Annotated in this window: 23 protein-coding genes and 1 pseudogene; 11 read left to right on the forward strand and 13 right to left on the reverse strand. The window is 60.4% G+C overall.

The genetic code is table 11. From position 1 onward, the window contains the following. The first annotated feature begins 39 nt into the window (after positions 1-39). From ubiE to AC1MEW_RS01205, 11 genes and pseudogenes are all read left to right on the forward strand, one after another. Complete coding sequence (ubiE, locus tag AC1MEW_RS01155; RefSeq protein ID WP_007948968.1) at positions 40-810, forward strand: bifunctional demethylmenaquinone methyltransferase/2-methoxy-6-polyprenyl-1,4-benzoquinol methylase UbiE; 771 nt, start codon at positions 40-42, stop codon at positions 808-810. Further along, complete coding sequence (locus tag AC1MEW_RS01160) at positions 810-1,433, forward strand: ubiquinone biosynthesis accessory factor UbiJ (protein ID WP_480425201.1); 624 nt, start codon at positions 810-812, stop codon at positions 1,431-1,433. The genes ubiE and AC1MEW_RS01160 overlap by 1 nt, the downstream gene beginning before the upstream one ends. Continuing rightward, on the forward strand, positions 1,430-3,034 hold the full coding sequence (gene ubiB, locus AC1MEW_RS01165) for a ubiquinone biosynthesis regulatory protein kinase UbiB (protein WP_480425203.1): 1,605 nt from the start codon (positions 1,430-1,432) through the stop codon (positions 3,032-3,034). The genes AC1MEW_RS01160 and ubiB overlap by 4 nt, the downstream gene beginning before the upstream one ends. A 79-nt stretch (positions 3,035-3,113) precedes the next feature. After that, on the forward strand, positions 3,114-3,515 hold the full coding sequence (hisI, locus tag AC1MEW_RS01170) for a phosphoribosyl-AMP cyclohydrolase (protein ID WP_054054645.1): 402 nt from the start codon (positions 3,114-3,116) through the stop codon (positions 3,513-3,515). Further along, the gene (locus tag AC1MEW_RS01175) at positions 3,508-3,840 is read left to right on the forward strand and encodes a phosphoribosyl-ATP diphosphatase (protein WP_008047820.1); all 333 of its coding nucleotides are present in this window, start codon (positions 3,508-3,510) and stop codon (positions 3,838-3,840) included. Before hisI ends, AC1MEW_RS01175 begins: the two co-directional genes overlap by 8 nt. Positions 3,841-3,865: 25 nt before the next feature. Then, positions 3,866-4,144 carry a twin-arginine translocase TatA/TatE family subunit gene (locus AC1MEW_RS01180; protein ID WP_123402561.1) on the forward strand — a complete coding sequence of 93 codons (279 nt, stop codon included), beginning with the start codon at positions 3,866-3,868 and terminating at the stop codon, positions 4,142-4,144. 10 nt (positions 4,145-4,154) lie between these two features. Next, positions 4,155-4,637 (forward strand): Sec-independent protein translocase protein TatB, encoded by a 483-nt coding sequence (tatB, locus tag AC1MEW_RS01185; RefSeq protein WP_480425205.1) that lies wholly within the window; start codon positions 4,155-4,157, stop codon positions 4,635-4,637. Further along, positions 4,634-5,428, forward strand: a complete 795-nt coding sequence (gene tatC / locus AC1MEW_RS01190) for a twin-arginine translocase subunit TatC (RefSeq protein WP_207200292.1) — start codon at positions 4,634-4,636, stop codon at positions 5,426-5,428. The genes tatB and tatC overlap by 4 nt, the downstream gene beginning before the upstream one ends. Next, positions 5,425-6,132, forward strand: a complete 708-nt coding sequence (locus AC1MEW_RS01195; RefSeq protein WP_201199902.1) for a 16S rRNA (uracil(1498)-N(3))-methyltransferase — start codon at positions 5,425-5,427, stop codon at positions 6,130-6,132. Before tatC ends, AC1MEW_RS01195 begins: the two co-directional genes overlap by 4 nt. A gap of 369 nt (positions 6,133-6,501) precedes the next feature. Next, positions 6,502-7,383, forward strand: a pseudogene (locus AC1MEW_RS01200) (methyl-accepting chemotaxis protein); the annotation flags it as partial. 201 nt (positions 7,384-7,584) lie between these two features. After that, positions 7,585-8,289 carry a methyl-accepting chemotaxis protein gene (locus tag AC1MEW_RS01205; protein ID WP_480427170.1) on the forward strand — a complete coding sequence of 235 codons (705 nt, stop codon included), beginning with the start codon at positions 7,585-7,587 and terminating at the stop codon, positions 8,287-8,289. A 130-nt stretch (positions 8,290-8,419) separates the two neighbouring features. On the opposite strand, the gene AC1MEW_RS01210 is transcribed toward AC1MEW_RS01205, so the two are convergent. The 13 genes from AC1MEW_RS01210 to hutH form a co-directional block, all read right to left on the reverse strand. After that, the gene (locus tag AC1MEW_RS01210) at positions 8,420-9,154 is read right to left on the reverse strand and encodes an amino acid ABC transporter ATP-binding protein (RefSeq protein ID WP_201199898.1); all 735 of its coding nucleotides are present in this window, start codon (positions 9,152-9,154) and stop codon (positions 8,420-8,422) included. Next, on the reverse strand, positions 9,147-10,106 hold the full coding sequence (locus AC1MEW_RS01215; RefSeq protein ID WP_201199896.1) for an amino acid ABC transporter permease: 960 nt from the start codon (positions 10,104-10,106) through the stop codon (positions 9,147-9,149). The genes AC1MEW_RS01210 and AC1MEW_RS01215 overlap by 8 nt, the downstream gene beginning before the upstream one ends. A gap of 74 nt (positions 10,107-10,180) precedes the next feature. Further along, entirely contained in the window at positions 10,181-10,978 is a 798-nt protein-coding gene (locus AC1MEW_RS01220) for a transporter substrate-binding domain-containing protein (RefSeq protein WP_201205098.1), read from the reverse strand. A gap of 286 nt (positions 10,979-11,264) precedes the next feature. Continuing rightward, positions 11,265-13,835 carry a glucans biosynthesis glucosyltransferase MdoH gene (mdoH, locus tag AC1MEW_RS01225; protein WP_201199893.1) on the reverse strand — a complete coding sequence of 857 codons (2,571 nt, stop codon included), beginning with the start codon at positions 13,833-13,835 and terminating at the stop codon, positions 11,265-11,267. Beyond that, positions 13,828-15,660 carry a glucan biosynthesis protein G gene (locus AC1MEW_RS01230; RefSeq protein WP_201199890.1) on the reverse strand — a complete coding sequence of 611 codons (1,833 nt, stop codon included), beginning with the start codon at positions 15,658-15,660 and terminating at the stop codon, positions 13,828-13,830. The genes mdoH and AC1MEW_RS01230 overlap by 8 nt, the downstream gene beginning before the upstream one ends. 321 nt (positions 15,661-15,981) lie before the next feature. Further along, on the reverse strand, positions 15,982-16,419 hold the full coding sequence (gene dtd, locus AC1MEW_RS01235) for a D-aminoacyl-tRNA deacylase (protein WP_201199888.1): 438 nt from the start codon (positions 16,417-16,419) through the stop codon (positions 15,982-15,984). Next, positions 16,416-17,387: a prolyl aminopeptidase gene (gene pip / locus AC1MEW_RS01240; protein ID WP_480425209.1), complete on the reverse strand. Its 972-nt coding sequence runs from the start codon at positions 17,385-17,387 to the stop codon at positions 16,416-16,418. Before pip ends, dtd begins: the two co-directional genes overlap by 4 nt. A gap of 104 nt (positions 17,388-17,491) precedes the next feature. After that, positions 17,492-18,409, reverse strand: coding sequence for an alpha/beta hydrolase (locus AC1MEW_RS01245; protein ID WP_480425210.1), 918 nt, complete (start codon positions 18,407-18,409; stop codon positions 17,492-17,494). Between the two features lie 155 nt (positions 18,410-18,564). Then, positions 18,565-19,521 (reverse strand): choline ABC transporter substrate-binding protein, encoded by a 957-nt coding sequence (locus AC1MEW_RS01250; RefSeq protein WP_322270287.1) that lies wholly within the window; start codon positions 19,519-19,521, stop codon positions 18,565-18,567. A gap of 266 nt (positions 19,522-19,787) precedes the next feature. Beyond that, positions 19,788-20,591 (reverse strand): N-formylglutamate deformylase, encoded by an 804-nt coding sequence (hutG, locus tag AC1MEW_RS01255; protein WP_201256962.1) that lies wholly within the window; start codon positions 20,589-20,591, stop codon positions 19,788-19,790. A 10-nt stretch (positions 20,592-20,601) separates the two neighbouring features. Next, positions 20,602-21,807, reverse strand: coding sequence for an imidazolonepropionase (hutI, locus tag AC1MEW_RS01260; RefSeq protein ID WP_323570483.1), 1,206 nt, complete (start codon positions 21,805-21,807; stop codon positions 20,602-20,604). Positions 21,808-21,823: 16 nt separating this feature from the next. Beyond that, positions 21,824-23,233 carry an amino acid permease gene (locus tag AC1MEW_RS01265; RefSeq protein WP_201256961.1) on the reverse strand — a complete coding sequence of 470 codons (1,410 nt, stop codon included), beginning with the start codon at positions 23,231-23,233 and terminating at the stop codon, positions 21,824-21,826. A gap of 111 nt (positions 23,234-23,344) precedes the next feature. Then, positions 23,345-24,877: a histidine ammonia-lyase gene (gene hutH / locus AC1MEW_RS01270; protein ID WP_480425213.1), complete on the reverse strand. Its 1,533-nt coding sequence runs from the start codon at positions 24,875-24,877 to the stop codon at positions 23,345-23,347. Positions 24,878-24,917 lie beyond the last annotated feature (40 nt).

A 24,917-nucleotide genomic window follows, 5' to 3' on the forward strand; every position in this document is an offset into this window, starting at 1 on the left:
GGATTAGAATGTCCCGCATTCTCTTCTGGTGACAGCGATATGACTGATCAGCGCAAAGGCAGCGATGCCGAACCCACCACTCACTTCGGTTTCAAAAACGTTCCGGAAAGCCAAAAAGCGGAAAAAGTCGCTGAGGTTTTCCACTCGGTAGCCGCCAAGTACGACCTGATGAACGACCTCCTGTCGGGCGGCATGCACCGTCTGTGGAAGCGTTTTGCGATCGAACTGTCGGGCGTTCGCACCGGTAATCGTGTGCTGGACATCGCCGGAGGCACTGGCGACCTGACCAAGAAGTTCTCGCACCTCGTTGGCCCGACCGGCCAGGTGGTGTTGGCCGACATCAACGAATCCATGCTCAAGGTCGGTCGTGACCGCCTGCTGGACCTCGGTGTGGCTGGCAACGTCGAATTCGTCCAGGCCGACGCTGAAAAGCTGCCGTTCCCCGACAACCATTTCGACTGCGTGACCATCGCCTTCGGCCTGCGCAACGTCACTCATAAAGAAGACGCCCTGCGCTCGATGCTGCGCGTGCTCAAGCCTGGCGGTCGCCTGCTGGTGCTGGAGTTCTCCAAGCCGACCAATGCGCTGATGTCCAAAGCCTACGACGCCTACTCGTTCGCCTTCATGCCGCTGATGGGCAAGCTGATCACCAACGACTCGGAAAGCTATCGCTACCTGGCCGAATCGATTCGCATGCACCCGAATCAGGAAACACTGAAGTCGATGATGGTCGAGGCCGGTTTCGACCGCGTGACCTACCACAACATGACCGCAGGCATCGTCGCCCTGCACCGCGGCATCAAGCCCTGATGCTGCTGGCCGGCCTGCTCGCCAGCGTTGAACTCGGCCTGAACCGGGTGCTGCGCCTCGACAGCACCGCGTTGCCGCGGCTGGCGCATTTGACCGGCAAAGTGATTGCCGTCGATTGCCGCAGCCCGGCGCTGCAACTGTTCATACTGCCCAGCGATGAAGGCCTGATGCTCGCCTCCCAGTGGGAAACCGGCGCCGACTGCACCTTGCGTGCACCGGCCTCAAGCCTGTTGAAACTGGCGACGAGCAAGGACAAGACGTCGATCTTGCACAGCCCGGAAGTCGAGCTTGATGGCGACAGCGGCGTACTGCTGGAACTGGCAGCCGTCCTGCAAGACCTTGAGCTGGACTGGGAGTATGAACTCTCGCGCTGGCTCGGCCCGGTCGCCACGCAACTGCTCGGCGGTCACCTGCGCAGCCGCGCACGCTTTTATCAGCAAGGGTTCGCCAGCCTGAACCAGAACCTGGGCGAATACCTGGCCGAAGAATCGCGCGCCCTCGTCGGGCAGCGCGAAGCCGAAGCCCGTTTCAGTGAACTGGACCAGGTCAAACTCGATCTGGAACGTCTCGAGGCGCGTTTCGAGCGCCTTTCCCGATCCCTCGACCCAAGCGATAACGCATGAAGCTGCTTGCCGTCCGCCGTTTGTTGCGCATCCAGCGCGTCGTGATCCGCTACCGCCTCGATGACCTGCTGTTCGCCCTGCCGCTGCCCTGGTTTTTGCTGGCGCTGCGTTATGCCTTGCCGTGGCGCTGGTTCCCGCGCAAGACGCTGGACCTGACCCGTGGCGCGCGATTGCGCCTGGCGCTGCAGGACCTGGGGCCGATTTTCATCAAGTTCGGGCAGATCCTGTCCACCCGCCGCGACCTGTTGCCGGAAGACATCGCCGATGAGCTGATGAAGTTGCAGGACCGGGTGCCGCCGTTCGACTCGCAAGTGTCGATCAAGCTGATCGAAGAGCAGCTCGGCAAAAAAATCAGCGAAGTTTTCAGCCGTTTCGACGTCGAACCGCTGGCCTCGGCCTCGGTGGCGCAGGTGCATGCCGCGCAGCTGAAAACCGGTGAAGAAGTGGTCGTCAAAGTCATCCGCCCGGGCCTCAAACCGATCATCAAGCAAGACCTGGCGTGGCTGTTCATCCTCGCCCGCGCCGCCGAAAGACTCTCGGCCGACGCGCGCCTGTTGCACCCGGTGGACGTGGTCCAGGACTACGAAAAAACCATCTACGACGAACTCGACCTGCTGCGCGAGGCGGCCAACGCCAGCCAGTTGAAGCGCAACTTCGAAGGCTCGCCGCTGCTGTACGTACCGCAAGTCTATTGGGACTGGTGCCGGCCGAAAGTGCTGGTGATGGAGCGCATCTACGGGATCCAGGTCACCGACCTGACGACCCTGGCCGACCAGCGCACCGACATGAAGATGCTCGCCGAACGTGGCGTGGAGATCTTCTTCACCCAAGTGTTCCGCGACAGTTTCTTCCACGCCGACATGCACCCGGGCAACATCTTCGTCAGCACCGTCAACCCGTGGAGCCCGCAGTACATTGCGATCGACTGCGGCATCGTCGGCAGCCTGACCCCGGAAGACCAGGATTACCTGGCGCGCAACCTGTTCGCGTTCTTCAAACGTGATTACCGGCGTGTGGCGCAGTTGCACATCGATTCGGGCTGGGTGCCGGCGGAAACCAAACTCAACGAGTTCGAAGCGGCGATCCGTACGGTTTGCGAACCGATTTTCGAAAAACCGTTAAAAGATATTTCCTTCGGTCAGGTGCTGATGCGCCTGTTCCAGACCGCTCGGCGCTTCAACATGGAAGTGCAGCCGCAACTCGTTTTGCTGCAAAAAACCCTGTTGAACATCGAAGGCCTGGGCCGTCAGTTGTACCCGGACCTCGATCTGTGGAACACAGCCCAGCCGTTCCTCGAACGCTGGATGCGTGAACGCGTCAGCCCCAAAGCCTTGATCGGCAACGTACAGAGCCAGTTCGAACAGTTGCCGCACCTGGCCAACATGGCCCGCGACCTGCTCGAACGCATGTCCCAGCCCCACGCCTACGACCCGCCGCCACCGTGGCACCGGCGCAAGAACGACTGGCTGCTGCGACTGCTCGGTTGTGCACATCTGGCCGGCGGGACGATACTCGCTGCGGGTGGGCCACTGAACGAACTGGGGCATTGGCCGGCCGGCATCATGGTGGCCGTCGGCTTGTATCTGGTCGTTCGCCGATAGCCAGAGCCTTCGCACGCTGGCACACTGTTTCAACGCCTGCCCGACTAATGAAGTGTCGGGCCCGCTGTCGGAGTCGAAGATGAAAAACTGGCTGGACGAGATCAAGTGGGACGCCGATGGCCTGGTGCCAGCGATTGCCCAGGATCACAAGACCGGGCGCGTCCTGATGATGGCCTGGATGAACCGCGAAGCGCTGGAACTGAGCGCTGCCGAGAACCGTGCCATTTACTGGTCACGTTCCCGTGGCAAGTTGTGGCGCAAAGGTGAAGAGTCCGGCCACGTGCAAACCCTGCATGAGATGCGCCTGGACTGTGACGCCGATGTGATCATCCTGATGGTCGAGCAAATCGGCGACATCGCCTGTCATACCGGCCGCCAGAGCTGCTTCTACCGCGTCTTCGAGAACGGCGACTGGAAAACCGTCGACCCGGTACTCAAAGACCCGCACGCCATCTATTCTGCAGGACACACCCATGAGTGACACTTTGACCCGTCTGGCCGAGGTGCTGGAAGAGCGCAAAGGCGCCGCCGCCGACAGCTCGTATGTCGCCAGCCTGTACCACAAGGGCTTGAACAAGATTCTGGAAAAAGTCGGCGAAGAGTCGGTCGAAACCATCATTGCCGCCAAGGACGCCGCCATCAGCGGTGACTGCAGCGATGTGATCTACGAAACCGCCGATTTGTGGTTCCACAGTATGGTCATGCTCGCCCAATTGGGGCAGCATCCCCAGGCTGTACTCGATGAACTGGACCGTCGCTTCGGTCTGTCCGGACACGCCGAGAAAGCCTCGCGCCCGTCCGCCTGAACAATTATTAGAGAGGAGCAGCAACATGGGCATTTTTGACTGGAAACACTGGATCGTCATCCTGGTTGTCGTGGTGCTGGTGTTCGGCACCAAGAAACTGAAAAACCTCGGCACTGACGTCGGCGAGTCGATCAAGGGCTTTCGCAAAGCCATGAACGATGAAGAGAAGCCAGTTGACCCGACGGTGACCCCGGCCCAACCGGTGCCACCTGCTCAACCAACGACGACCTCGCCACTGAACCAGCCGCACACCATTGACGTGCAGGCGCAGAAAGTCGAAGAGCCGATCCGCAAAGACGTGTGAGCACTGACTAATGTTTGGTATCAGCTTCTCTGAACTGCTGCTCGTCGGCCTCGTTGCCCTGCTGGTACTGGGCCCCGAGCGTTTGCCGGGTGCTGCGCGCACCGCCGGCCTGTGGATCGGGCGGCTGAAGCGCAGCTTCAACGCGATCAAACAGGAAGTTGAACGTGAAATCGGTGCCGACGAGATTCGTCGGCAACTGCACAACGAGCACATTCTGTCCCTGGAACAGGAGGCGCGGAAGATCTTCACGCCGACCCAGCAGGAGGCGACGCCGGTGCAACCGGTTGAGCCGGTGGCGGAGCAGACGATTCATGCTCCGGTAGTTGTAGAACCTGCCGTTGTTGTCCCGCCTGCAGAACACGCGCCTACCGTGGCTGCCGTCGAGCCTGCGCCTGTCGTTGTCGCACCGACACCAATTGAACATGTTGCTCCTGCCGCCGCGCCGACAACGCCGGCTCCTCACGACCCAACATTGCCGCCGCGAGCCCCATGAGCGAACTTCCTGAAAACGACCAGCACATGCCGCTGGTTTCGCACCTCACCGAGTTGCGTACCCGCCTGCTGCGTTGTGTAGCGGCGATTTTCATCATCTTCGCCGGGTTGTTCGCGTTTACCCAGCAGATCTACACCTTCGTCTCGACTCCCCTGCGGGCGTACCTGCCCGTCGGCGCAACGATGATCGCTACCGACGTGTCTTCGCCGTTCCTGACGCCGTTGAAACTGACGATGATGGTGTCGCTGTTTCTGGCGATCCCGGTGATCCTGCATCAGATCTGGGGCTTTATCGCACCGGGCCTTTATAAGCACGAGAAACGCATCGCCGTGCCGTTGCTGGTCTCCAGCATCCTGCTGTTCTATACCGGCATGGCGTTCGCCTACTACCTGGTCTTCCCGCTGATCTTCAAGTTCTTCGCCTCTGCCACCCCGGCCGGCGTGGAAATGATGACCGACATCACCAGCTACCTCGATTTCGTCATGACGCTGTTCTTCGCCTTCGGCGTAGCGTTCGAGATCCCGGTGGCCGTGGTACTGCTGGTGTGGATCGGCGTCGTCGACGTCAAATACCTGAAGAAAATCCGCCCGTACGTGGTCATCGGCTGCTTCGTGGTCGGCATGATCCTGACCCCACCGGACATTTTCTCGCAGACGCTGTTGGCCGTACCGATGTGGTTGCTGTTTGAAATCGGCATCCTGTTCGGCAGCCTGGTCAGCAAACGCGGTGAACACCCGGACGATCAACCGGCTGACGATCACAACGACCAGCCGCCAGCGACCCAGCCGTGAACCTGCTGCTCCTCGAAGAGGCCGACTTTATTGCGGCCGACCGGGCGATCCTGCGTGATCGCCGGTTAACGCACATGCAGGAAGTCCATCGCTGTGAGGTGGGTGACAGCATGCGTGTCGGGCGGATCGGCGGTTTAATGGGTTCGGCCGAAGTGCTGCGCCTGGATGCTGATGAAGCCGAATTGCGCGTCGTTCTCGATCAACAGCCACCGACCAAGCTGCCGTTGACCCTGGTGTTGGCCCTGCCACGCCCGAAAATGCTTCGCAGGGTGTTTCAGACCGTGGCCGCCATGGGTGTGCCGCGCATCGTGCTGGTGAACAGCTACCGCGTCGAGAAGAGCTTCTGGCAAACCCCGTTTCTGGAGCCTGAAGCGATTCGCGAGCAGTTGATTCTCGGCCTCGAACAAGCCCGGGACAGTGTGTTGCCGGAGATCGTCATCGAGAAGCGCTTCAAGCCATTCGTCGAAGACCGTCTGCCCGCCATCACTGAAGGCACCCTCGGCCTGGTCGGCCACCCCGGCAACTACCCGCCCTGCCCTCGTGGCCTGGACGAACCGGTAACCCTGGCCATCGGCCCCGAAGGCGGCTGGATCCCTTACGAAATCGAGTTGTTGGGCAAATCCGGCTTGCGACCAGTGCAACTGGGCGATCGTATTCTGCGGGTTGAAACGGCCGTTACTGCGCTGCTGGCCCGGCTCTTCTGATCACAAACACGGTCCATTGTGCCATGGGGGCTTGCCCCCCTTCGGCTGCGAAGCAGTCGTAAACCAGACGGATACGGTTCAGCAGGAAAAGAGCGGTGGCCGCTTCGCGCCCAAACGGGGGCAAGCCCCCTCGCCACAAGTCATTTGCCCGTCTGAATACTGCATCCCGTCTACAGATTCTCTCCCATCAGCCGATACAGCCCTCATAAAACCAATTTGTGGTCCGAGGGGAGTAGCAGCATGTACCGTTGGCTAGCCGAGAAACTGGGAAACGTAAGCGTTAATCGCAAACTGGGTGTCGGCTTCGGTCTCGTCCTGCTCCTGACCCTTTTGATCACCTTTACCGGCTGGACCGGCCTGACAGGTGTGATGAGCCGCGGCGATAAGCTGGGGTTCATTTCCAGTCTCAATGAGCTGACCAAGGACCTGCGCCTGGCGCGCCTGGACTACGAAATGCGCCGAGGCGAACAAGGCCCGGGCGCGGTCAACGACCTGGTGGGCCAACTCGACGCTGGCCTGCAAACCGCGCGCAAGCTGATCGAGCAACCCGCCGACGTTGCGATGATCGACCAGCAACTGGCCGCCGTCAGCCAGTACAAGCAAGCCTTTATCGCCATGACCCAGGCCGGTGCCAATCGCGAAGATGCTCGCAGCAAGCTTGGCGCTACCGCCGACAACGCCGTGGCCAAGGTCGCTGAAGTCGAGAAAGCGCTGCTGCAAGGCGACAGCGTCGCCCAGTTCAACAGCGTGATCGACCTGAGCAAACTGATCCAGCAAGCGCGCTTCCAGGTGCGCGGCTACACCTATAGCGCCAAGACCGAAGCTGAGCAGCCGGCGCTGGACGCCATCGACGCCGCCCTGAAAAACCTCGAGACCCTGCCGGCCAATCTGCCGGAACAGCACGCCGCCAACCTGCAACAGGCCACCGACTCGCTCAAGGCCTATCGCGCTGCCGTCAGCCAATTCCGTGACTCTCAAGTGGCCAGTGCCGCCGCGCTCAAACGCATGAGCGAGCAAGGCGATATCCTGCTCGACCTCAGCAAAAAACTGACCACATCGCAAACCATCGTGCGGGACACCGACGCCGCCAGCGCAAAAAACCTGCTGCTGATGGCCACCGTCCTCGCACTGGCTTTCGGCCTGCTCGCGGCGTGGGCGATCACTCGCCAGATCGTCATTCCGCTGAGCCAGACCCTCAAAGTCGCCGAGCGCGTCGCGGCTGGCGATCTGACTCACAACCTCATCTCCGAACGTCAGGACGAACTGGGCCAGCTCCAGCGCGCCATGCAGAGCATGACCCTGGGCCTGCGTGAGTTGATCGGCGGTATCAGCAACGGCGTGACGCAAATCGCCAGCGCTGCGGAAGAACTGTCCGCCGTCACCGAGCAAACCAGCGCCGGGGTCAACAGTCAGAAAGTGGAAACCGATCAGGTTGCCACGGCCATGCACGAGATGACCGCCACCGTGCAGGAAGTCGCGCGTAACGCCGAGGAAGCCTCTGAAGCCGCCGTCGCCGCCGATCAGCAGGCCCGCGAAGGTGACAAAGTGGTCGGTGAAGCCATCGCCCAAATCGAGCGGCTGGCTATCGAAGTCGGCAACTCCACCGTCGCCATGAGCGATCTGAAGCGCGAAAGCGACAAGATCGGCAGCGTGCTCGACGTGATCAAGTCCGTAGCGCAACAGACCAACTTGCTGGCGCTCAACGCCGCCATCGAAGCCGCCCGTGCCGGTGAGGCCGGACGTGGTTTCGCGGTGGTCGCCGACGAAGTCCGCAGCCTGGCCCAGCGCACCCAGAAGTCCACCGAAGAAATCGAAGAGCTGATCGTCGGCCTGCAATCCGGCACCCAGCAAGTCGCAACCATCATGGACAACAGCCGCAGCCTGACCGACAGCAGCGTCGAACTGACCCGCCGGGCCGGTGGCTCGTTGGCAAGCATCACTCGCACGGTGTCAGCGATCCAGTCGATGAACCAGCAGATTGCCGCTGCCGCCGAGCAACAAAGCGCCGTGGCCGAAGAGATCAACCGTAGCGTGCTGAACGTGCGCGATGTGTCCGAGCAGACCTCGGCAGCGAGTGAAGAGACCGCGGCCTCCAGCGTTGAGCTGGCGCGGTTGGGGACGCATCTACAGATGTTGGTTGGGCGGTTTAAGGTTTAAACCGAGGTGAAGCCATTCGCGAGCAAGCCCGCTCCCACATTAGATTTTCGCTGAACACATTTTTTGTGCTCGACCGAGATCCACTGTGGGAGCGGGCTTGCTCGCGAAAGCGATCTGACAGTCGACGCGATTAAAGCACCTGCCGCAAGAAAGCCTGGGCTCGCGGATCCTTCGGCGCATCAAAGAACTCGGCCGGCGAGGCGTCTTCCAGCAATTTGCCGTGATCGAAGAACAGCACCCGATCCGCCACTTCCCGGGCGAAGCCCATTTCGTGGGTCACGCAAACCATGGTCATGCCTTCCACGGCCAGGGTTTTCATCACGTCCAGTACCTCGCCGACCATTTCCGGGTCGAGCGCCGAGGTCGGCTCATCGAACAGCATGACCTTAGGTTCCATCGCCAGCGCCCGGGCAATCGCCACGCGCTGTTGCTGGCCGCCGGACAAGCGTGACGGAAACTCGTTGGCCTTTTGGGCGATGCCGACTTTCTCCAGCAACGCCAGGGCCTTGGCCTCGCGCTCTTTCTTGCCGCGCTTGCGCACGACTTTCTGGGCCAGGCACAGGTTCTCCAGTACGGTCATGTGCGGGAACAGGTTGAAATGCTGGAACACCATCCCGACTTCCCGACGATAGGCATTCACGTCGGTTTTCGGGTCGGCCAGTTGCAGGCCGTCGATGCTCACCGAGCCCGAATCGAATGCTTCCAGGCCATTGAGGCAACGCAGGAAGGTCGATTTGCCGGAGCCGGACGGGCCGATCACCACCAGCACTTCGCCCTTCGCCACTTGCGTGGACACGTTATCCACCGCGCGCACAACCTGGCCGCGAGTGTCGAAGACTTTTACCAGGTCGCGGACTTCAATCACTTTGCGCGAGCCTCCGCTCAAGCCGGCTGGCGATTTTCGACAGCGGCAGGTTGATCAACAGGTACAGCCCGGCCACGCAGAACAGGATTTCGAACGGCGAGAACGAGGTGGTTATGACTTCACGACCGCTTTTCAGCAGTTCGGTAATGGCGATCACCGACACCAGCGAGGTGTCTTTCACCAGGCTGATGAACTGCCCGGCCAGCGGCGGCAGTACGCGTTTCAGTGCTTGTGGCAGCACCACATGACGCATCGACTGACCAGCACTCAAACCGAGGGAGCGCGCTGCTTCATTCTGACCACGGGCGATCGACTGCACGCCGGAGCGGATGATCTCGGCCACGTAGGCGCCGGTGAACAACGACAGCGCGGCGATCCCGGCGAACTCTCGGGACAGGTTCATCACGGTGCCGATGAAGAAGTAGAAAATGAAGATCTGCACCAACAGCGGCGTACCGCGCACCAGTTCGACATAAATGGTCGAGAGATCACGCAGGGTCGGGTTGTTCGACAGACGGCACAGGCCAGTAGCCAGACCGATCAACAGCCCGAGCACGCCCGACACCACGGACAGCCACAACGTGGTCCATAGCCCCCAGAGCAGTGGTCCGGCGGCCCAATGCCGGGTGACACCGATCACGTCGCCTTCAGCCACGTCATCGCCCTGGGCTACTTGCAGGCTGTTTGCGTCGACGCTCAGGTGTTGCTCATCGCCCGCTTCATTGCGCAGGGTGACTTCAGCCTTGTCGCCCTGGCGCGCCAGTTCGCTGACCGTGGAGATGTCGGCGGCGCGCTGGGACTCTTCGGCGTGGTAGGCGAAGTACTGCGGCACGCGGTTCCAGCGCCATTCGTAGGACATCAGCGAGGTGGCGTAATACAACGCGCCGGCCAGGCCGATGAGCAACAGCACGGTTAGAACGTGCCATGGCCATTGGGATTTTTTATGTTTCATTGCGTCTTATGGTTCCGAATTCTGTGTCGCGATGGGAGCGGCGCGGTGTTACTGACACACCGCTGCTGAAGCCCTTATTCCATGTCCTTGAGCCAAGCAGAGTCTTTGAACCACTTGTCATGGATGCGATCGTAGGTGCCGTCTTCGTGAATCTGGTGCAGGAAGTTGTTGATGAAGTTGAGGCTGTCGTAGTCGCCCTTCTTCAGGCCGAAGGCCAGCGGCTCGTAAGTGAACGGCTTGTCGAGGAACACCAGTTTGCCGGCACCGACCTTGTTCACCGCCACAACGTTGTACGGCGCGTCGTAGATGAAGGCGTCGGCCTTACCGTTGACCACGTCGAGCACGGCTTCCTGCTCGTTGTCGTAGCCGTGGTACTTGGCCTTGGAGATCAGCTTCCTGGCAACCATCTCGCCGGTGGTACCGAGCTTGGAGGTGATGCGGTAGTCGTCGGTGTTCAGGTCTTTATAGGACTTGATGGTGCCTTCCAGGTCCTTGCGGATCAGCAAGGTCTGGCCGACCACGATGAACGGTTCGCTGAAGTTCAGGCGCAGGTTGCGCTCCTGGGTCAGGGTCATGCCGCTGCCGATCATGTCGAACTTGTCGGTCATCAGGGCCGGGATGATGCCGTCGTAGCCGGTGGACACCAGCTCCAGCTTGACGCCCATGGCCTTGGACATGGCTTTGAGGATGTCGACTTCGAACCCGATGATCTCGCCGCGCTTGTTGGTCATTTCGAATGGCATGTAGGTCGGGTCCATGCCGACTTTCAGCGTGCCACGCTTGACCGCGTCATCGATGGCGCCGGCCTGCGCCGCGTTGACTGCAACCAATGCCGTGACGCCGACCAGCAGCATCGACAGATACTTCTTCATCATCAAGCCCCCAAAACCATTGCGTTGTGAGGCGCGCAATCGACGATTTTCCTTTGAAAACCGATAGATACGAACAGAAAGCTGCCCGGGCGCACCAATTCGGGGACGGATGCTAACGCACTCGTTCGTTTGCACAAGGGTTTACGGAGGATTTGTTGGCTTGTTGTAGGGCAGAAAAGCAAAAGATCGCAGCTTCGGCAGCTCCTACACGATATACATCCGTAGGAGCTGCCGAAGGCTGCGATCTTTTTGAAGCGCCCCGAGTCTGAAGGAAGCGGGGTTTTCGTCAGGCCAACTGAGGCTGTGCACTCAGAGGCTTGAGCGGCAGCAACGGCGCATGGGGATCGGCTTTCACCGATTGCCGCCAGGCGTCCAGCCACTCGGCGTGGCCTTCGCTCCAGACCTGCTCATGCAAGCGAGCCAGTGCCACCGGATCGCTCAGCAGTTGCAGGCGCTCATGGTTGTTCAGCCCGGCAGGCCCGGCCTTCAATGCATGACGAACGCGCTCGGCGCGCAAAAACTCAATCGGCTCGGCCTGACCGTGACGGGACGTCGCCAACGAGCACGCCAAGGCGTTCTGCTGTGGATCGACCACCGCCCGAATAAAGCCGTCCTTCAACGCGTGATAACGGTTTTCGTGGGTGTACTGGTCGGTCGCCAGCAAGGCCTGTGGCGGATTGTATTCCTCAGGGATCAGGAACAGGCTCTCGTCACGGGACTTCAGGCCCAGGCCAACACGACTGGAGATCACCGACACCGGGATCGACAGCATCAACGAACCGACGATCGGCACCAGCCACCAGAGGAAGCTCGGGTTCAGCCAGATCACCAGCAAGGCCCAGAAGAAGCCCAGCAAGGTTTGCGGACCGTGGCGTTTGACCGCTTCGCTCCAGGGAGTGGAGTCGTCGTCACGTTGCGGCGAGTTCCAGGTCGCAGCCCAGCCGAGGAACGCGGCGAGTACGAAACGGGTGTGGAAAATCATCCGCACCGGCGCCAGCAACATGGAGAACAGCATCTCCAGCAGCATCGAGAACGTCACCTTGAACTTGCCACCGAACTCTTTCGCGCCCTTGGCCCAGATCAGGATGATGCTCAACAACTTCGGCAGGAACAGCAGCACGATGGTCGTCGAGAACAGCGCGACGGCTTTGTCCGGGTGCCATTGCGGCCACAGCGGATAAAGCTGTCGCGGCTCCATGAAGTACTGCGGCTCCATCAGCGTGTTCACCGCCAGCAGCGCCGTGGACAACACGAGGAAGAAGAACCACAACGGTGCCGACAAGTAAGACATCACACCGGTCAGGAACACCGCACGGTGCACCGGGTGCATGCCTTTGACCAAGAAAAGCCGGAAGTTCATCAGGTTACCGTGGCACCAGCGACGGTCACGTTTGAGTTCGTCGAGCAGGTTCGGCGGCAGCTCTTCGTAGCTGCCCGGCAAGTCGTAGGCAATCCACACGCCCCAGCCGGCACGGCGCATCAGCGCAGCTTCGACGAAGTCGTGGGACAGGATCGCACCGGCAAATGCACCTTTACCTGGCAACGGCGCCAGGGCGCAGTGCTCGATAAACGGTTTCATGCGGATGATCGCGTTGTGGCCCCAGTAGTGGGATTCACCCAACTGCCAGAAGTGCAGGCCGGCGGTGAACAGCGGTCCATACACACGGGTCGCAAATTGCTGCATGCGCGCATAAAGGGTGTCCATGCCTGACGCCCGTGGCGCGGTCTGGATAATCCCCGCGTCCGGCGTGGCTTCCATCAAGCGCACCAGACTGGTCAGGCATTCGCCGCTCATCACGGAGTCCGCGTCGAGCACAACCATGTACTTGTAGTCACCGCCCCAACGACGGCAGAAGTCGTCGAGGTTGCCGCTTTTGCGTTTAACGCGACGGCGACGACGGCGATAGAAGATCTTGCCGAAGCCTTTGGCTTCACGGCACACGTCCAGCCAGGCCTGTTGCTCGGCGACGCAGATATCGGTTTCGTTACTGTCGCTGAGGACGAAGAAGTCGAAGCGGTCCAGGTCACCCGTGGCCGCAACCGACTCGAAGGTCGCCCGCAGACCGGCGAATACACGCGGTACGTCTTCGTTGCAGATCGGCATCACCAGTGCGGTGCGTGCGTCCTTGGCAATCGGCTCGTTGCCGGCGCTTTTACCGGAGATGCGGTATTTGTCGTGACCGGTGAGCAACTCGAGGAAGCCCATCAGTGCCGTCCAGAAACCGGCCGACACCCAGCAAAACAGAATCCCGAACAGAATCAGGATGCTGGTTTGCAGCGCATATGGCAGCACTTGCGTGGCGGTTTGCATCAACGATTGATGCAGCACTTCGTTCAGGTCGACGAACGCCCAGCCCTGGTACGGCATGATGCCTTTCATGTACCAGCCGGCAATGATGGTCTGGCCTAGCATCAGCACCAGCAGAATGTAGCGACGGATCGAACCGACGGTGCGCCAGCGAGCGGCCGGCAACACGCGTTCATCCTTCGGCGGCGCCGGCGGATTGGTGCGACCGGTCATCCGGCGCCAGCCACGCACCAGAATGTTGGTGCGCCATGGCTCCGGCACAACTTTCGTCCGGCGGATCGGCGGGGTCGCTTTGAGTACGACACGACCACTGGCGTCGACCGCCAGCATCTCGGCCTCTTCCAGCTCTTCGGCACTGTTCAGGATCAGACGCTTGCCCACCGAGGCTTGAGCAGCCTCGGTCGGTGCGTCGAACGTCGAGGACGAAAGTCGCTGGTGCAGTTCGCTGAAGGACTGGCAGCCCGCGAGTTCCGCGCGCTGCTCGTCGGTCATCGGTAGATGCGCCAGATACTCCGATAGAGTCTCTGGCTGTACTTGAGAATTACTCATCGGCAGGCAACTGGTTGCTCCAGGTCTCGGTCAGGACTTCTTCAGTCGCTGTCGATTCCGGTGTGGCTGGGGCCGCGTTCGCAGCAGCAGGCTGCTTGGCGTCTTTGTTGTCCTTGTTCTTGGCATCGGCAACTGGCTTGGCATCGGCCTGCTTGGCGTCCGCTTGCTTGGCTTGCTTGGCGTCCTTGGCTTCCTTGTCCTCTTTCTCTTGCTGCCTAGCGGCGACCTTGTCGGCCTTGGCAACAGAAGAATTGGAGGCTGGGATCGAAGACTTGGCCAGATCCTCAGGCACGATGTTCTCGACCAAGGCTGCACGCATCTCGGTGGCCTTGCTCGGGTCTTTGATTTTCATGCGCAGCGTCAGGCGCCAGCCCTTGGTTTCAGGGTTGTAACGCACGCTGTTCTCGACCAGTTCGGCATTGTCGCCAACGCTGACCTGGCTGCGCACGTCAGCAGTTTCCGGCAATGCGGCCAGGGACGGGCCTTCGAAGTCCACCAGATAGGCAACGCTGCCATCCGGCTGACGGATCAGGTTGGACTGCTTAACGTCACCGGTGGAACGCAGAGTCTGTTTAACCCAGGCGCTGTCCGGGGCGTGGATGGCGGCTTCGTCCATGGTCCAGTGCATGCGATAGGCGACGTCGAGCGGTTGGCCGGGCTCAGGCAGTTTTTCCGGGCTCCAGAAGGCAACGATGTTGTCGTTGGTTTCGTCGGCGGTCGGAATTTCCACCAGGTCTACAGAACCCTTGCCCCAATCGCCTTTTGGTTCGATCCAGGCGCTTGGGCGCTTGTCGTAACGGTCATCGAGGTCTTCGTAGTGGCTGAAGTCACGGCCACGTTGCAGCAAGCCGAAGCCGCGCGGGTTCTCGATGGCGAAGTTGCTCACCGCCAGGTGTTTCGGGTTGTTCAATGGGCGCCAGATCCATTCACCATTGCCGGAGTGGATCGACAGACCGCTGGAGTCGTGCAGTTCGCGACGATAGTTCAGCACTTTCGACGGCTGGTTGGCGCCGAACAGGAACATGCTGGTCAGCGGCGCAATGCCAAGCTTGGTGACTTTGTCACGCAGGAACATCTGGGCCTTGACGTCGACAACGGTGTCGCTGCCCGGACGCAGGGTCAGGCGATAGGCACCGGTAGCGCGTGGCGAATCCAGCAGAGCGAAGATCACCAGGTGCTTGTCACCCGGTTTTGGTTGTTGAATCCAGAACTCGGTGAAACGCGGAAACTCTTCGCCGGACGGCAATGCGGTATCAATGGCCATGCCGCGAGCGGACAAGCCATAGGTGTGACCCTTGCCGACAACGCGGAAGTAGCTCGCGCCGAGCATGGTCATGATTTCGTCTTGTTTGTCAGCCTTGTTGATCGGGTACAGCACACGGAAACCGGCATAACCCAGTTGTTCGGTGGCTTTAGGATCGAACTTCAAATCGCCGAAATCGAAACGACTTGGGTCGTATTTGATCTCTTCGACGGTGTTGGCCGTGATTTCGTTGATCTTCACCGGCGTGTCGAAATGCATGCCCTGGTGATAGAACGACAGTTTGAACGGGGTTTTCTGATCGGCCCACTCGGCTTTTTCGGTCAGGAAGCGAATTTTTTGATAGTCCGCGAATTTCATATCGCGGAATTCGTTCGGCAGGTTACTGCGCGGGGCTTCGTATTTCTGCCCGGCCAGCTCTTTTGCCTTGACCGATACATCATCCAGATTGAATGCCCAAAGCTGGCCGGCGCTGAACAGGCAGAGCAGTGCAGAGCCCGCTACCAGTGCGCTTCGGAACCGTTTGGCAGACAATTTTGGTGCATTACAGGGACTAACAATCACGAGCAACCCTCGCCGAAAACAGATCAAAAAACCAACGGCCAGTTAAAGGGCCTGTGAGGTGTGCCGCATGAAAAAACCGGCCCTACAGACCACTCTTGCCAAGTTGGCGAGCATTGTTCCGACTCCTATGGGGCTAAATGATTCCCCAATAGGTTCCGGGCAAGTCTCTACCTAAGTCAAAATGGACCAACGAACGCTGATCCCCGTAGCGCGCGATTATCTAGTAGGCCGCGTTACAACGCATCAGGGGTAACAAAGTATTTATCGCGAAAACCCCCTGTTTTCAGTCGAAATGCCCCTAAAAACCTGTTTCAGGGGCTGTCAGGTCTGTAACAGGAAGGTTACCGGGCCATCATTGACCAGGTGAACCTGCATATCCGCGCCGAATCTACCTGATGCCACAGTGCCATGCATCTGTTTCGCTTTGCCTAATAGATAGTCGAAAAGTTCTTCGCCCAGGGCCGGAGGTGCCGCGGTCGAAAAACTCGGCCGCAGCCCGCTCTTGGTGTCGGCGGCCAGGGTGAACTGCGAGACCAGCAGCAACCCACCGCCGACATCCGCCAGGGACAGATTCATCTTGCCCTCGGCGTCGCTGAATACACGATAGTTAAGCAGCTTATGCAGAAGTTTGTCGGCGCTGGCCCGAGTGTCCTCGGGCTCGACAGCCACCAGCACCAGTAAACCCTGGTCTACCGCGCCAACCACTTCCCCCGCTACCTCGACTCGCGCGCCACGCACGCGTTGCAGCAGGCCCTTCATGCTTCTTCAGGCGGCAGATCAAGCAAGCGTCGGGCCATCTGACCAGCGGCACGCACCAACGCATCGGTGATGCCCGGTTCGGACGCGGCGTGACCGGCATCGCGGATCACCTGCAGTTCGCTGTTTGGCCAGTTCTGATGCAATTCCCAGGCGTTGTCCAGCGGGCAGATCACGTCGTAGCGGCCATGAACGATCACGCCGGGCAAATGAGCGATCTTGCCCATGTCGCGGATCAGCTGGTTCGGCTCAAGGAAAGCGTTGTTGGTGAAGTAGTGGCATTCGATGCGAGCAATCGAGAGTGCGCGTTGTGGCTCGGAGAAGCGATCAACCACCAGCGGATTCGGACGCAAGGTCGCGGTTCGGCCTTCCCAGGTGGACCAGGCTTTGGCTGCGTGCATCTGGGCGATTTGATCGTTGCCGGTCAGGCGCTTGTGGAAAGCGGTGAGCAAGTCGCCGCGCTCGTCCAGCGGGATCGGCGCGATGTAGTCCTGCCAGTAGTCGGGGAACAGACGGCTGGCGCCAGACTGGTAGAACCACTCGATTTCCTGCGGGCGGCAGAGAAAGATCCCGCGCAGGATCAGACCGTGGACACGCTCCGGATGGGTTTGCGCGTAGGCCAGCGCCAGAGTCGAACCCCAGGAGCCACCGAACAGCACCCATTTCTCGATGTTCAGGTGTTTGCGGATCCGCTCGAGGTCGGCGACCAGATCCCAGGTGGTGTTGTTCTCAAGGTTGGCGTGGGGCGTGGAGCGACCGCAGCCGCGCTGGTCGAAGGTGACGATGCGATACAGGTTTGGGTCGAAGTACCGACGGCTTTGGGCATCACACCCGGCGCCTGGGCCGCCGTGGATGAACACCACCGGCAAACCTTCCGGTGAACCGCTTTCGTCGACATACAGCGTGTGGGTTTTATCGACGGCCAGATCGTGCCGGGCGTAGGGTTTGATCTGCGGGTACAAAGTCTGCATTGCACGCTCCGTAAGGGGTCGAGGTCATCCCTGGGGGGACTTCAATTATTCTGCCGTCCGGCATCATAAACCCGAATTACGTCAATGAGCATGCCCTTGCAGCGTCAGAGCCTGTCAGCCAGAAACCCGAGCAGCGTTTCATAGAGTCGGTCGACCTCGGCGACTTGCCCGCGCCCCCGCAAACAGCCGTGAACCAGCCCCTCTCCGTAATAAAGCGTGGCGCTCACACCTGCGGCATTGAGTCGCTCGGCATAGCTCACACCGTCGTCACGCAATGGGTCGAATTGCGCCACGGCGATCAACGCCGGTGGCAAACCGCTGAAATCCTCGGCGAGCAAGGGCATGGCATAGGCACCCGGTTGTGGGGTGCCGCGTAAATAAAGTGCGTGATAGCAATCCAGGTCGCTGCTGCTGAACAGCGGCGCGTCCGCGCATTCGCTGCGAGACGATAATCGGTGATCGCCGCCCAGCCCCGGATAAATCAAAACCTGGGCGGTGGGCAACGGCTCGCCTGTGTCGCGCAAAGACAGGCATAGCGCAGCGGCCAGGTTTGCGCCAGCGCTGTCCCCGGCTACGATCATTCGTTCGGGATCGAACCAGAATGGCCCCGAGCGCAGGGCTCGCCAGACTTTAAGGCAATCTTCGAACCCCGCCGGGAACGGATGCTCGGGCGCCAACCGATAATCCACGGCGACGACCATCGCCCCCAGCGTTGCCGCCAGTTCAGCGCAGATGAAGTCGTGGGAATCCAGATCCCCGACCACCCAGCCACCGCCGTGCAGATACAACATGCATGGCCAGCCGCTGGTCGGTGGCGTCACCGGTGGTCGATAGGAACGCACCTCCACGCCCGACAGCGTGAAGTCGGTGACCTCAAGCCCGGCGGGACGTGGCGGGGTGAACGCTTGGCACATCTCGCTATAGGCCTGGCGCAACCCGGTCAGGCTACTGTCGGCGCTGCTGAAGCCGAGAGTTTTCTCGACGAAGGCTGACATTTGGTTGGTGAGGGGATAAGGAGCCATGGGCTTGCTGTCCATCAATTCAGGGGATTGTGACTATGCGACGTAACCCTGTGGGAGCGGGCTTGCTCGCGAAGGCGGTGGATCAGGAAACATTAATGTCGATTGACACGCCTTCTTCGCGAGCAAGCCCGCTCCCACAGGTTCAGCGCCTGCCCTCAGTTTTTCAGGCTGGCCTGAACCGTCGCCACACCATCCTTGCCGTCCACACTGCTGACACCCGCCAGCCAGCGCTGCAAATCTTGCGGATGATCACGCAGCCACTGCCTGGCCACATCCTGAGGCGTTTTACGTTCCATGATCGGCACCATCAACTGGCTTTCCTGGGATGCGGTAAAGGTCAGGTTTTGCAGCAGGCGGTTCACGTTCGGGCAGCGCTCGGCATAGTCCGGGGCGGTGACGGTGGAGACGGTCGCCGCGCCTTCGTTCGGACCGTAGACGTCTTCGCTGCCGGTCAGGTAGGCGATCTTCATGTTGATGTTCATCGGGTGCGGGGTCCAGCCGACGAACACCACGAACTCCTTGCGGTTCACCGCCCGTTGCACGGCGGCGAGCATGCCGGCCTCACCGGACTCGATCAGTTTGAAATCCTTCAAGCCGAAGTGATTGGTCTCGATCATGGTTTTGATGGTGGTGTTCGCGCCGCTGCCCGGCTCAATGCCATAGATCTTGCCGCCGAGCTTGTCTTTGAACTTGGCGATATCGGCGAAGGTTTTCAGGCCGGCGGCGGCCACGTAGTCAGGAACAGCGAGGGTGGCCTGGGCATCGGAAAGGCTGGGCTTTTCCATGACCTTGAGCTGATTGGCGGCGATGAACGGTGCGATGTTCTTGTCCATCGCCGGTTTCCAATACCCCAGGAAGATATCGAGGCGCTTGTCGCGGATGCCGGCGAAGATGATTTGCTGCACGGCGCTGGTTTGCTTGCTTTCGTAGCCGAGGCCATTGAGCAACACCTCGGCCATGCCGCTGGTGGCGATCACGTCGGTCCAGTTGACCACGCCCATGCGCACGGCTTTGCAGGAAGCGTCTTCACTGGCCAGAACGCTGGTGCTCAGAAGCGCGGTACCGCAGAGGATTGAGAGACAGCGGGTGAACAAACCTTTGGTGCTTGTCATGAATAGCGTTCTCGTGCGGCAGATTATTATGGGGTCCGGTGTCTTCATGCACCGTGCCCAGAACATTACGCAGCGTCGAGAGGGTAAAAGCGAACTGTGGCGACCGAGATTTGCACGGTGGCGACAGTCCCGATCAGATTTCAAGGTGAATGAAAAACCTGTGGGAGCGAGCTTGCTCGCGATGGCGGACCGACAGGCAACATAAATGTTGAATGTTCTGGCCTCATCGCGAGCAAGCTCGCTCCCACAGGGTTATGTGTCAGGTGTTAGCGTTTGTAGTGTTTCTGGCCCCAAGCCAAAAACGCTTGCAGCAACTCCTTCAACACCACCTGCGTCGGCGCCGCCAAATCAGGCCGGTAACGGAACGGTTCAAACTCTTCCATATACGTGCACTGCCCCAGCTCCAGTTGCACCGCGTGGAAGTTCTCGGCCGGGTTGCCGTAATGCCGGGTGATGTGGCCGCCCTTGAAGCGGCCGTTCAGCACATGGCTGTAATCGGTGTGCCTGGCGCAGATCGCTTCCAACTGAGAGGCCAACTGAGGATCGCAACTGGCGCCGTTGAAGGTGCCGAGGTTGAAGTCCGGCAGTTTGCCGTCGAACAGGTGCGGGACCACTGAGCGGATCGAGTGCGCATCGAACAACAGTGCGTAGCCGAACTCGGCCTTCAGTCGCGCCAGCTCGTTCTGCAACGTGCTGTGGTAAGGCGTCCAGACTTGCTCCAGATAGGTCGCCCGCTCCGCCGCAGACGGCTCCATGCCCTCGCGGAACAATGGAGTGCCGTCAAACAGCGTTGCCGGGTACAGACCGGTGGTCGCACCAGCGTACAGCGGCTTGTCGTCGGACGGCCGGTTCAAATCAATGACATACCGCGAGTACTCGGCATCCAGGGTGCTGGCACCCAGCTCGGCGGCGAATTCGTAAAGCAGCGGAATGTGCCAGTCGGTGTCCTGCAGATTGCGTGCGTCGGGCATCAACCCGGCCTCGACCGCCGGGGTCAGGCGCAGGCCAGCGTGGGGCATGCTGATCAGCAGCGGCACGCGGCCTTGTTTGAAGTTCAGAACCTTATCCACAACTGCTCTCCTAAATACTTGTTTCGACACCGTGACGCACGATGCGTTTTTCCAGGTCGCCGCCCAGCCAGTACGACAGGTCGGCGGGACGATCGATTTGCCAGGCGACGAAGTCTGCGACCTTGCCAACTTCCAGCGACCCGTGAGTCTCGGCCATGCCCAGCGCCGTGGCAGCATGAATGGTTGCGCCGGCCAGTGCTTCTTCCGGGGTCATGCGGAAACAGGTGCAGGCCATGTTCAGCATCAAGCGCAACGACAACGCCGGCGAAGTGCCGGGATTGAGGTCGCTGGCGATAGCGATTTTCACCCCGTGTTTGCGCAGGGCGTCCATCGGCGGCAACTGGGTTTCGCGCAGGAAGTAGAACGCACCCGGCAGCAGCACCGCGACAGTGCCGGACTCGGCCATGGCGATGGCGTCGTCTTCGGTCATGAACTCCAGGTGATCGGCCGACAGTGCGTGGTAACGCGCCGCCAGGCTCGAACCGTGCAGGGACGACAACTGCTCGGCATGCAGCTTCACCGGCAAACCGAGTGCCTGGGCAGTGATGAACACGCGCTCGACCTGGGCCGGCGAGAACGCCAGGTATTCGCAGAACGCGTCGACCGCATCCACCAACCCTTCGGCAGCCAGGGCCGGCAGCATCTCGGCGCAGATGTGGTCGATGTAATCGTCGGCGCGATCCTTATATTCCGGCGGCAAGGCGTGGGCGGCCAGGCAGGTGCTGCGCACGCTGACCGGCAGCTCGGCGCCGAGGCGACGAATGACCCGCAGGATCTTGCGCTCGCTGGCCAGATCGAGGCCGTAGCCGGACTTCATCTCGACCGTGGTCACGCCGTCGCGCATCAGGCTTTTCAGACGCTTGGCGGCGCTGGCGAACAGTTCGTCTTCGCTGGCCGCGCGAGTGGCGCGCACGGTGCTGGCGATGCCACCACCCGCCGCGGCGATTTCCGAGTAGCTGACGCCTTGCAGGCGCTGTTCAAATTCGCCGCTGCGATTACCGCCGAACACTGTGTGGGTGTGGCAGTCGATCAGGCCCGGGGTGACCCAGGCCCCTTTCAAATCGTTGACGGCCGGGTATTCGCCGGCCGGCAGTTCGCTGCGCGGGCCGACCCACTCAATGTGCGCACCGGACGTCACGATGGCCGCATCCTCGATGATCGAGTAGACGCCTTGCGCCATGGTTGCGACGTGACAGTGTTGCCAGAGCGTTTTCATCCTGGCCTCCGTTAGGTTATCGATGAGAAAAAGAAGGTTCCTGCGTTACCAGCGCCGCCTGCCCTGCCGCTGGTTTCACCCAGGTCAGGTAGGCCAACACCAACAGCACGATCCAGACCACGCCAACAATCAATGCAGCCTGGGTGTCCGGGAAATAGCCCAGCACGCCGAAGATGAACAGCATGAAGGCTATCGCCGCCATCGGCGCATAGGGCCAGAACGGCACCGGAAATTTCAACTGGGCGACCTGCTCGGCACTCATGGAACGACGCATGGCCACCTGGGTGAACAAAATCATCAGCCAGACCCACACCGTGGCGAAGGTCGCGATGGAAGCGATCAGCAGAAACACGTTTTCCGGAATCAGGTAATTCAGCAGCACACCCAGCAGCAGCGCCGCACTCATCACCACCACGGTCATCCATGGCACGCCATTCCCGGACAGGCGGGCGAAGCCCTTGGGTGCGTGTCCTTGCTGGGCCAGACCGTACATCATGCGGCCAGCGCCGAAGATGTCACTGTTGATGGCCGAAATCGCCGCCGAGATCACCACGATATTGAGAATGGTCGCCGCCGAGCTGATCCCCAGGTTGTCGAAAATCTGCACAAACGGGCTGCCCTGGTTGCCAATCTGCTGCCACGGAAAAATCGACATCAGCACAAACATCGTCAACACGTAGAACAGCAGAATACGCAACGGCACGGCGTTGATCGCCCGGGGCAGCACATGCTGCGGGTCTTTGGCTTCACCAGCCGTAACGCCGATGATTTCAATGCCGCCAAACGCAAACATCACCACGGCGAACGAAGCGATCAAGCCGCCCACGCCGTTCGGCATGAAGCCACCGTGGCTCCAGAGATTACTGATGTCGGTCGCCTGGGCACCGGGCGCTGTGCTGATGCCAAACAACATGATGCCGAAGCCACCGAGGATCATCGCAACGATGGCTGCAACCTTGAGCAGCGACAACCAGAACTCCATTTCACCGAAGACTTTGACGTTGCACAGGTTCAAGCCGCCGACCACCGAAACGATGCCGAGTACCCAGATCCAGCGGGCGACTTCCGGAAACCAGAAGCCCATGTAAATACCGAATGCGGTGACGTCAGCCATGCCGACGATGACCATTTCGAACGCGTAGGTCCAACCGAGGATAAAGCCCGCCATCGGCCCCAGATAGGTGCTGGCGTACTGGCCGAAAGAGCCGGCCACCGGGTTGTGCACCGCCATCTCACCGAGGGCGCGCATGACCATGAACACTGCCGCGCCGCCGATCAGGTAAGCGAGCAGAACCGCAGGCCCGGCCATCTGAATGGCCGAGGCAGAACCGTAAAACAGCCCGGTGCCGATAGCCGACCCCAGCGCCATGAAGCGAATATGTCGGGCAGAGAGCCCGCGTTTCAAACCCTTGGTTTGTGGTTGCATTTCTCGTCCTTAATTATTTTTATTCGACGCAAAAATCGAATCGCGAGCAGGCTCGCTCCCACATTGGATTGCGTAAACCCTGTGGGAGCGAGCCTGCTCGCGAAGAGGCCATTACAGGCTAGGCAGCAACTTCGCCGACACCAATTCATTCAGGCAACGGGTCGCCAACAACTCGCTCGCCGCATTGATGTCCGGTGCGAAGAAACGGTCCTTCTCATAGAACGGCACTTCAGCGCGCAGGATGGCACGGGCCTTTTCCAGCTTCGTCGAAGTCTTCAGACCGTCACGCAGGTCCAGACCCTGGCACGCCGCCAGCCATTCCACCGCCAGCACACCGCGGGTGTTTTCGGCCATTTCCCACAGACGCTTGCCGGCCGCCGGAGCCATCGACACGTGGTCTTCCTGGTTCGCGGAAGTCGGCAGGCTGTCCACCGAATGCGGATGGGACAACGCCTTGTTTTCGCTGGCCAGTGCCGCTGCGGTCACTTGGGCGATCATGAAGCCGGAGTTCACGCCGCCATTGGCCACCAGGAACGGCGGCAGTTGCGACATGTGCTTGTCCATCATCAGTGAGATGCGGCGTTCGCTCAGGGAACCGATTTCAGCAATGGCCAAGGCCATGTTGTCAGCGGCCATGGCCACTGGTTCGGCGTGGAAGTTACCGCCGGAGATCACGTCGCCTTCAGCAGCGAAGACCAACGGGTTGTCCGAAACGGCGTTGGCTTCGACGGCCAACACTTCGGCGGCCTGACGGAACTGGGTCAGGCAGGCGCCCATGACTTGCGGCTGGCAGCGCAGGGAATATGGGTCCTGAACCTTTTCGCAGTTCTCGTGCGAATCGGAGACTTCACTGCGCTCACCCAGCAAATCGCGGTAAGCGGTAGCGGCGTCGATCTGGCCTTTCTGGCCACGAGCGGCGTGGATGCGTGCATCGAACGGCGAGCGCGAGCCCAAGACCGCTTCAACTGTCAGACCACCAATGGCCAGGGCACCAGCGAACAGATCTTCGCCTTCGAACAAGCCACGCAATGCGTAAGCGGTAGAAACCTGAGTTCCGTTAAGCAGCGCCAGACCTTCTTTGGCAGCCAGGGTCAGCGGGGTCAGACCGGCGACTTTCAGCGCTTCGGTGGCTTCCATCCACTCGCCTTTGTAGCGAGCCTTGCCTTCACCCAACAGCACCAGGGACATATGGGCCAGAGGCGCCAAGTCGCCGGATGCCCCGACCGAACCTTTCAATGGAATGTGCGGGTAAACCTCGGCGTTGATCAGCGCGATCAGCGCGTCGATCACGACGCGGCGAATGCCGGAAAAACCACGGCTCAGGCTGTTGACCTTGAGCACCATGACCAGTCGCACCAGTGCATCGCTGATCGGCTCGCCCACACCGGCAGCGTGGGACAGCACCAGCGAGCGCTGGAGGTTTTCCAGGTCTTCGCTGGCGATGCGGGTCGAAGCCAGCAGACCGAAACCGGTGTTGATGCCGTAGGCGGTGCGGTTTTCAGCGAGGATCTGTTCCACGCAGGCAACGCTGGCGTTGATCTGGGCCGAGGCACTGTTGTCGAGGGTGATTTTGACCGGGTGCTGATAAACATCACGCAGTTGGGCAAGGCTCAGTTGGCCGGGAATCAAATTAAGCGCAGTCACATCGTTCTCCTTTTGAGAGCTTTTTATTAACTAACCAGAC

The organism is Pseudomonas sp. ASL4 (assembly GCF_056680395.1).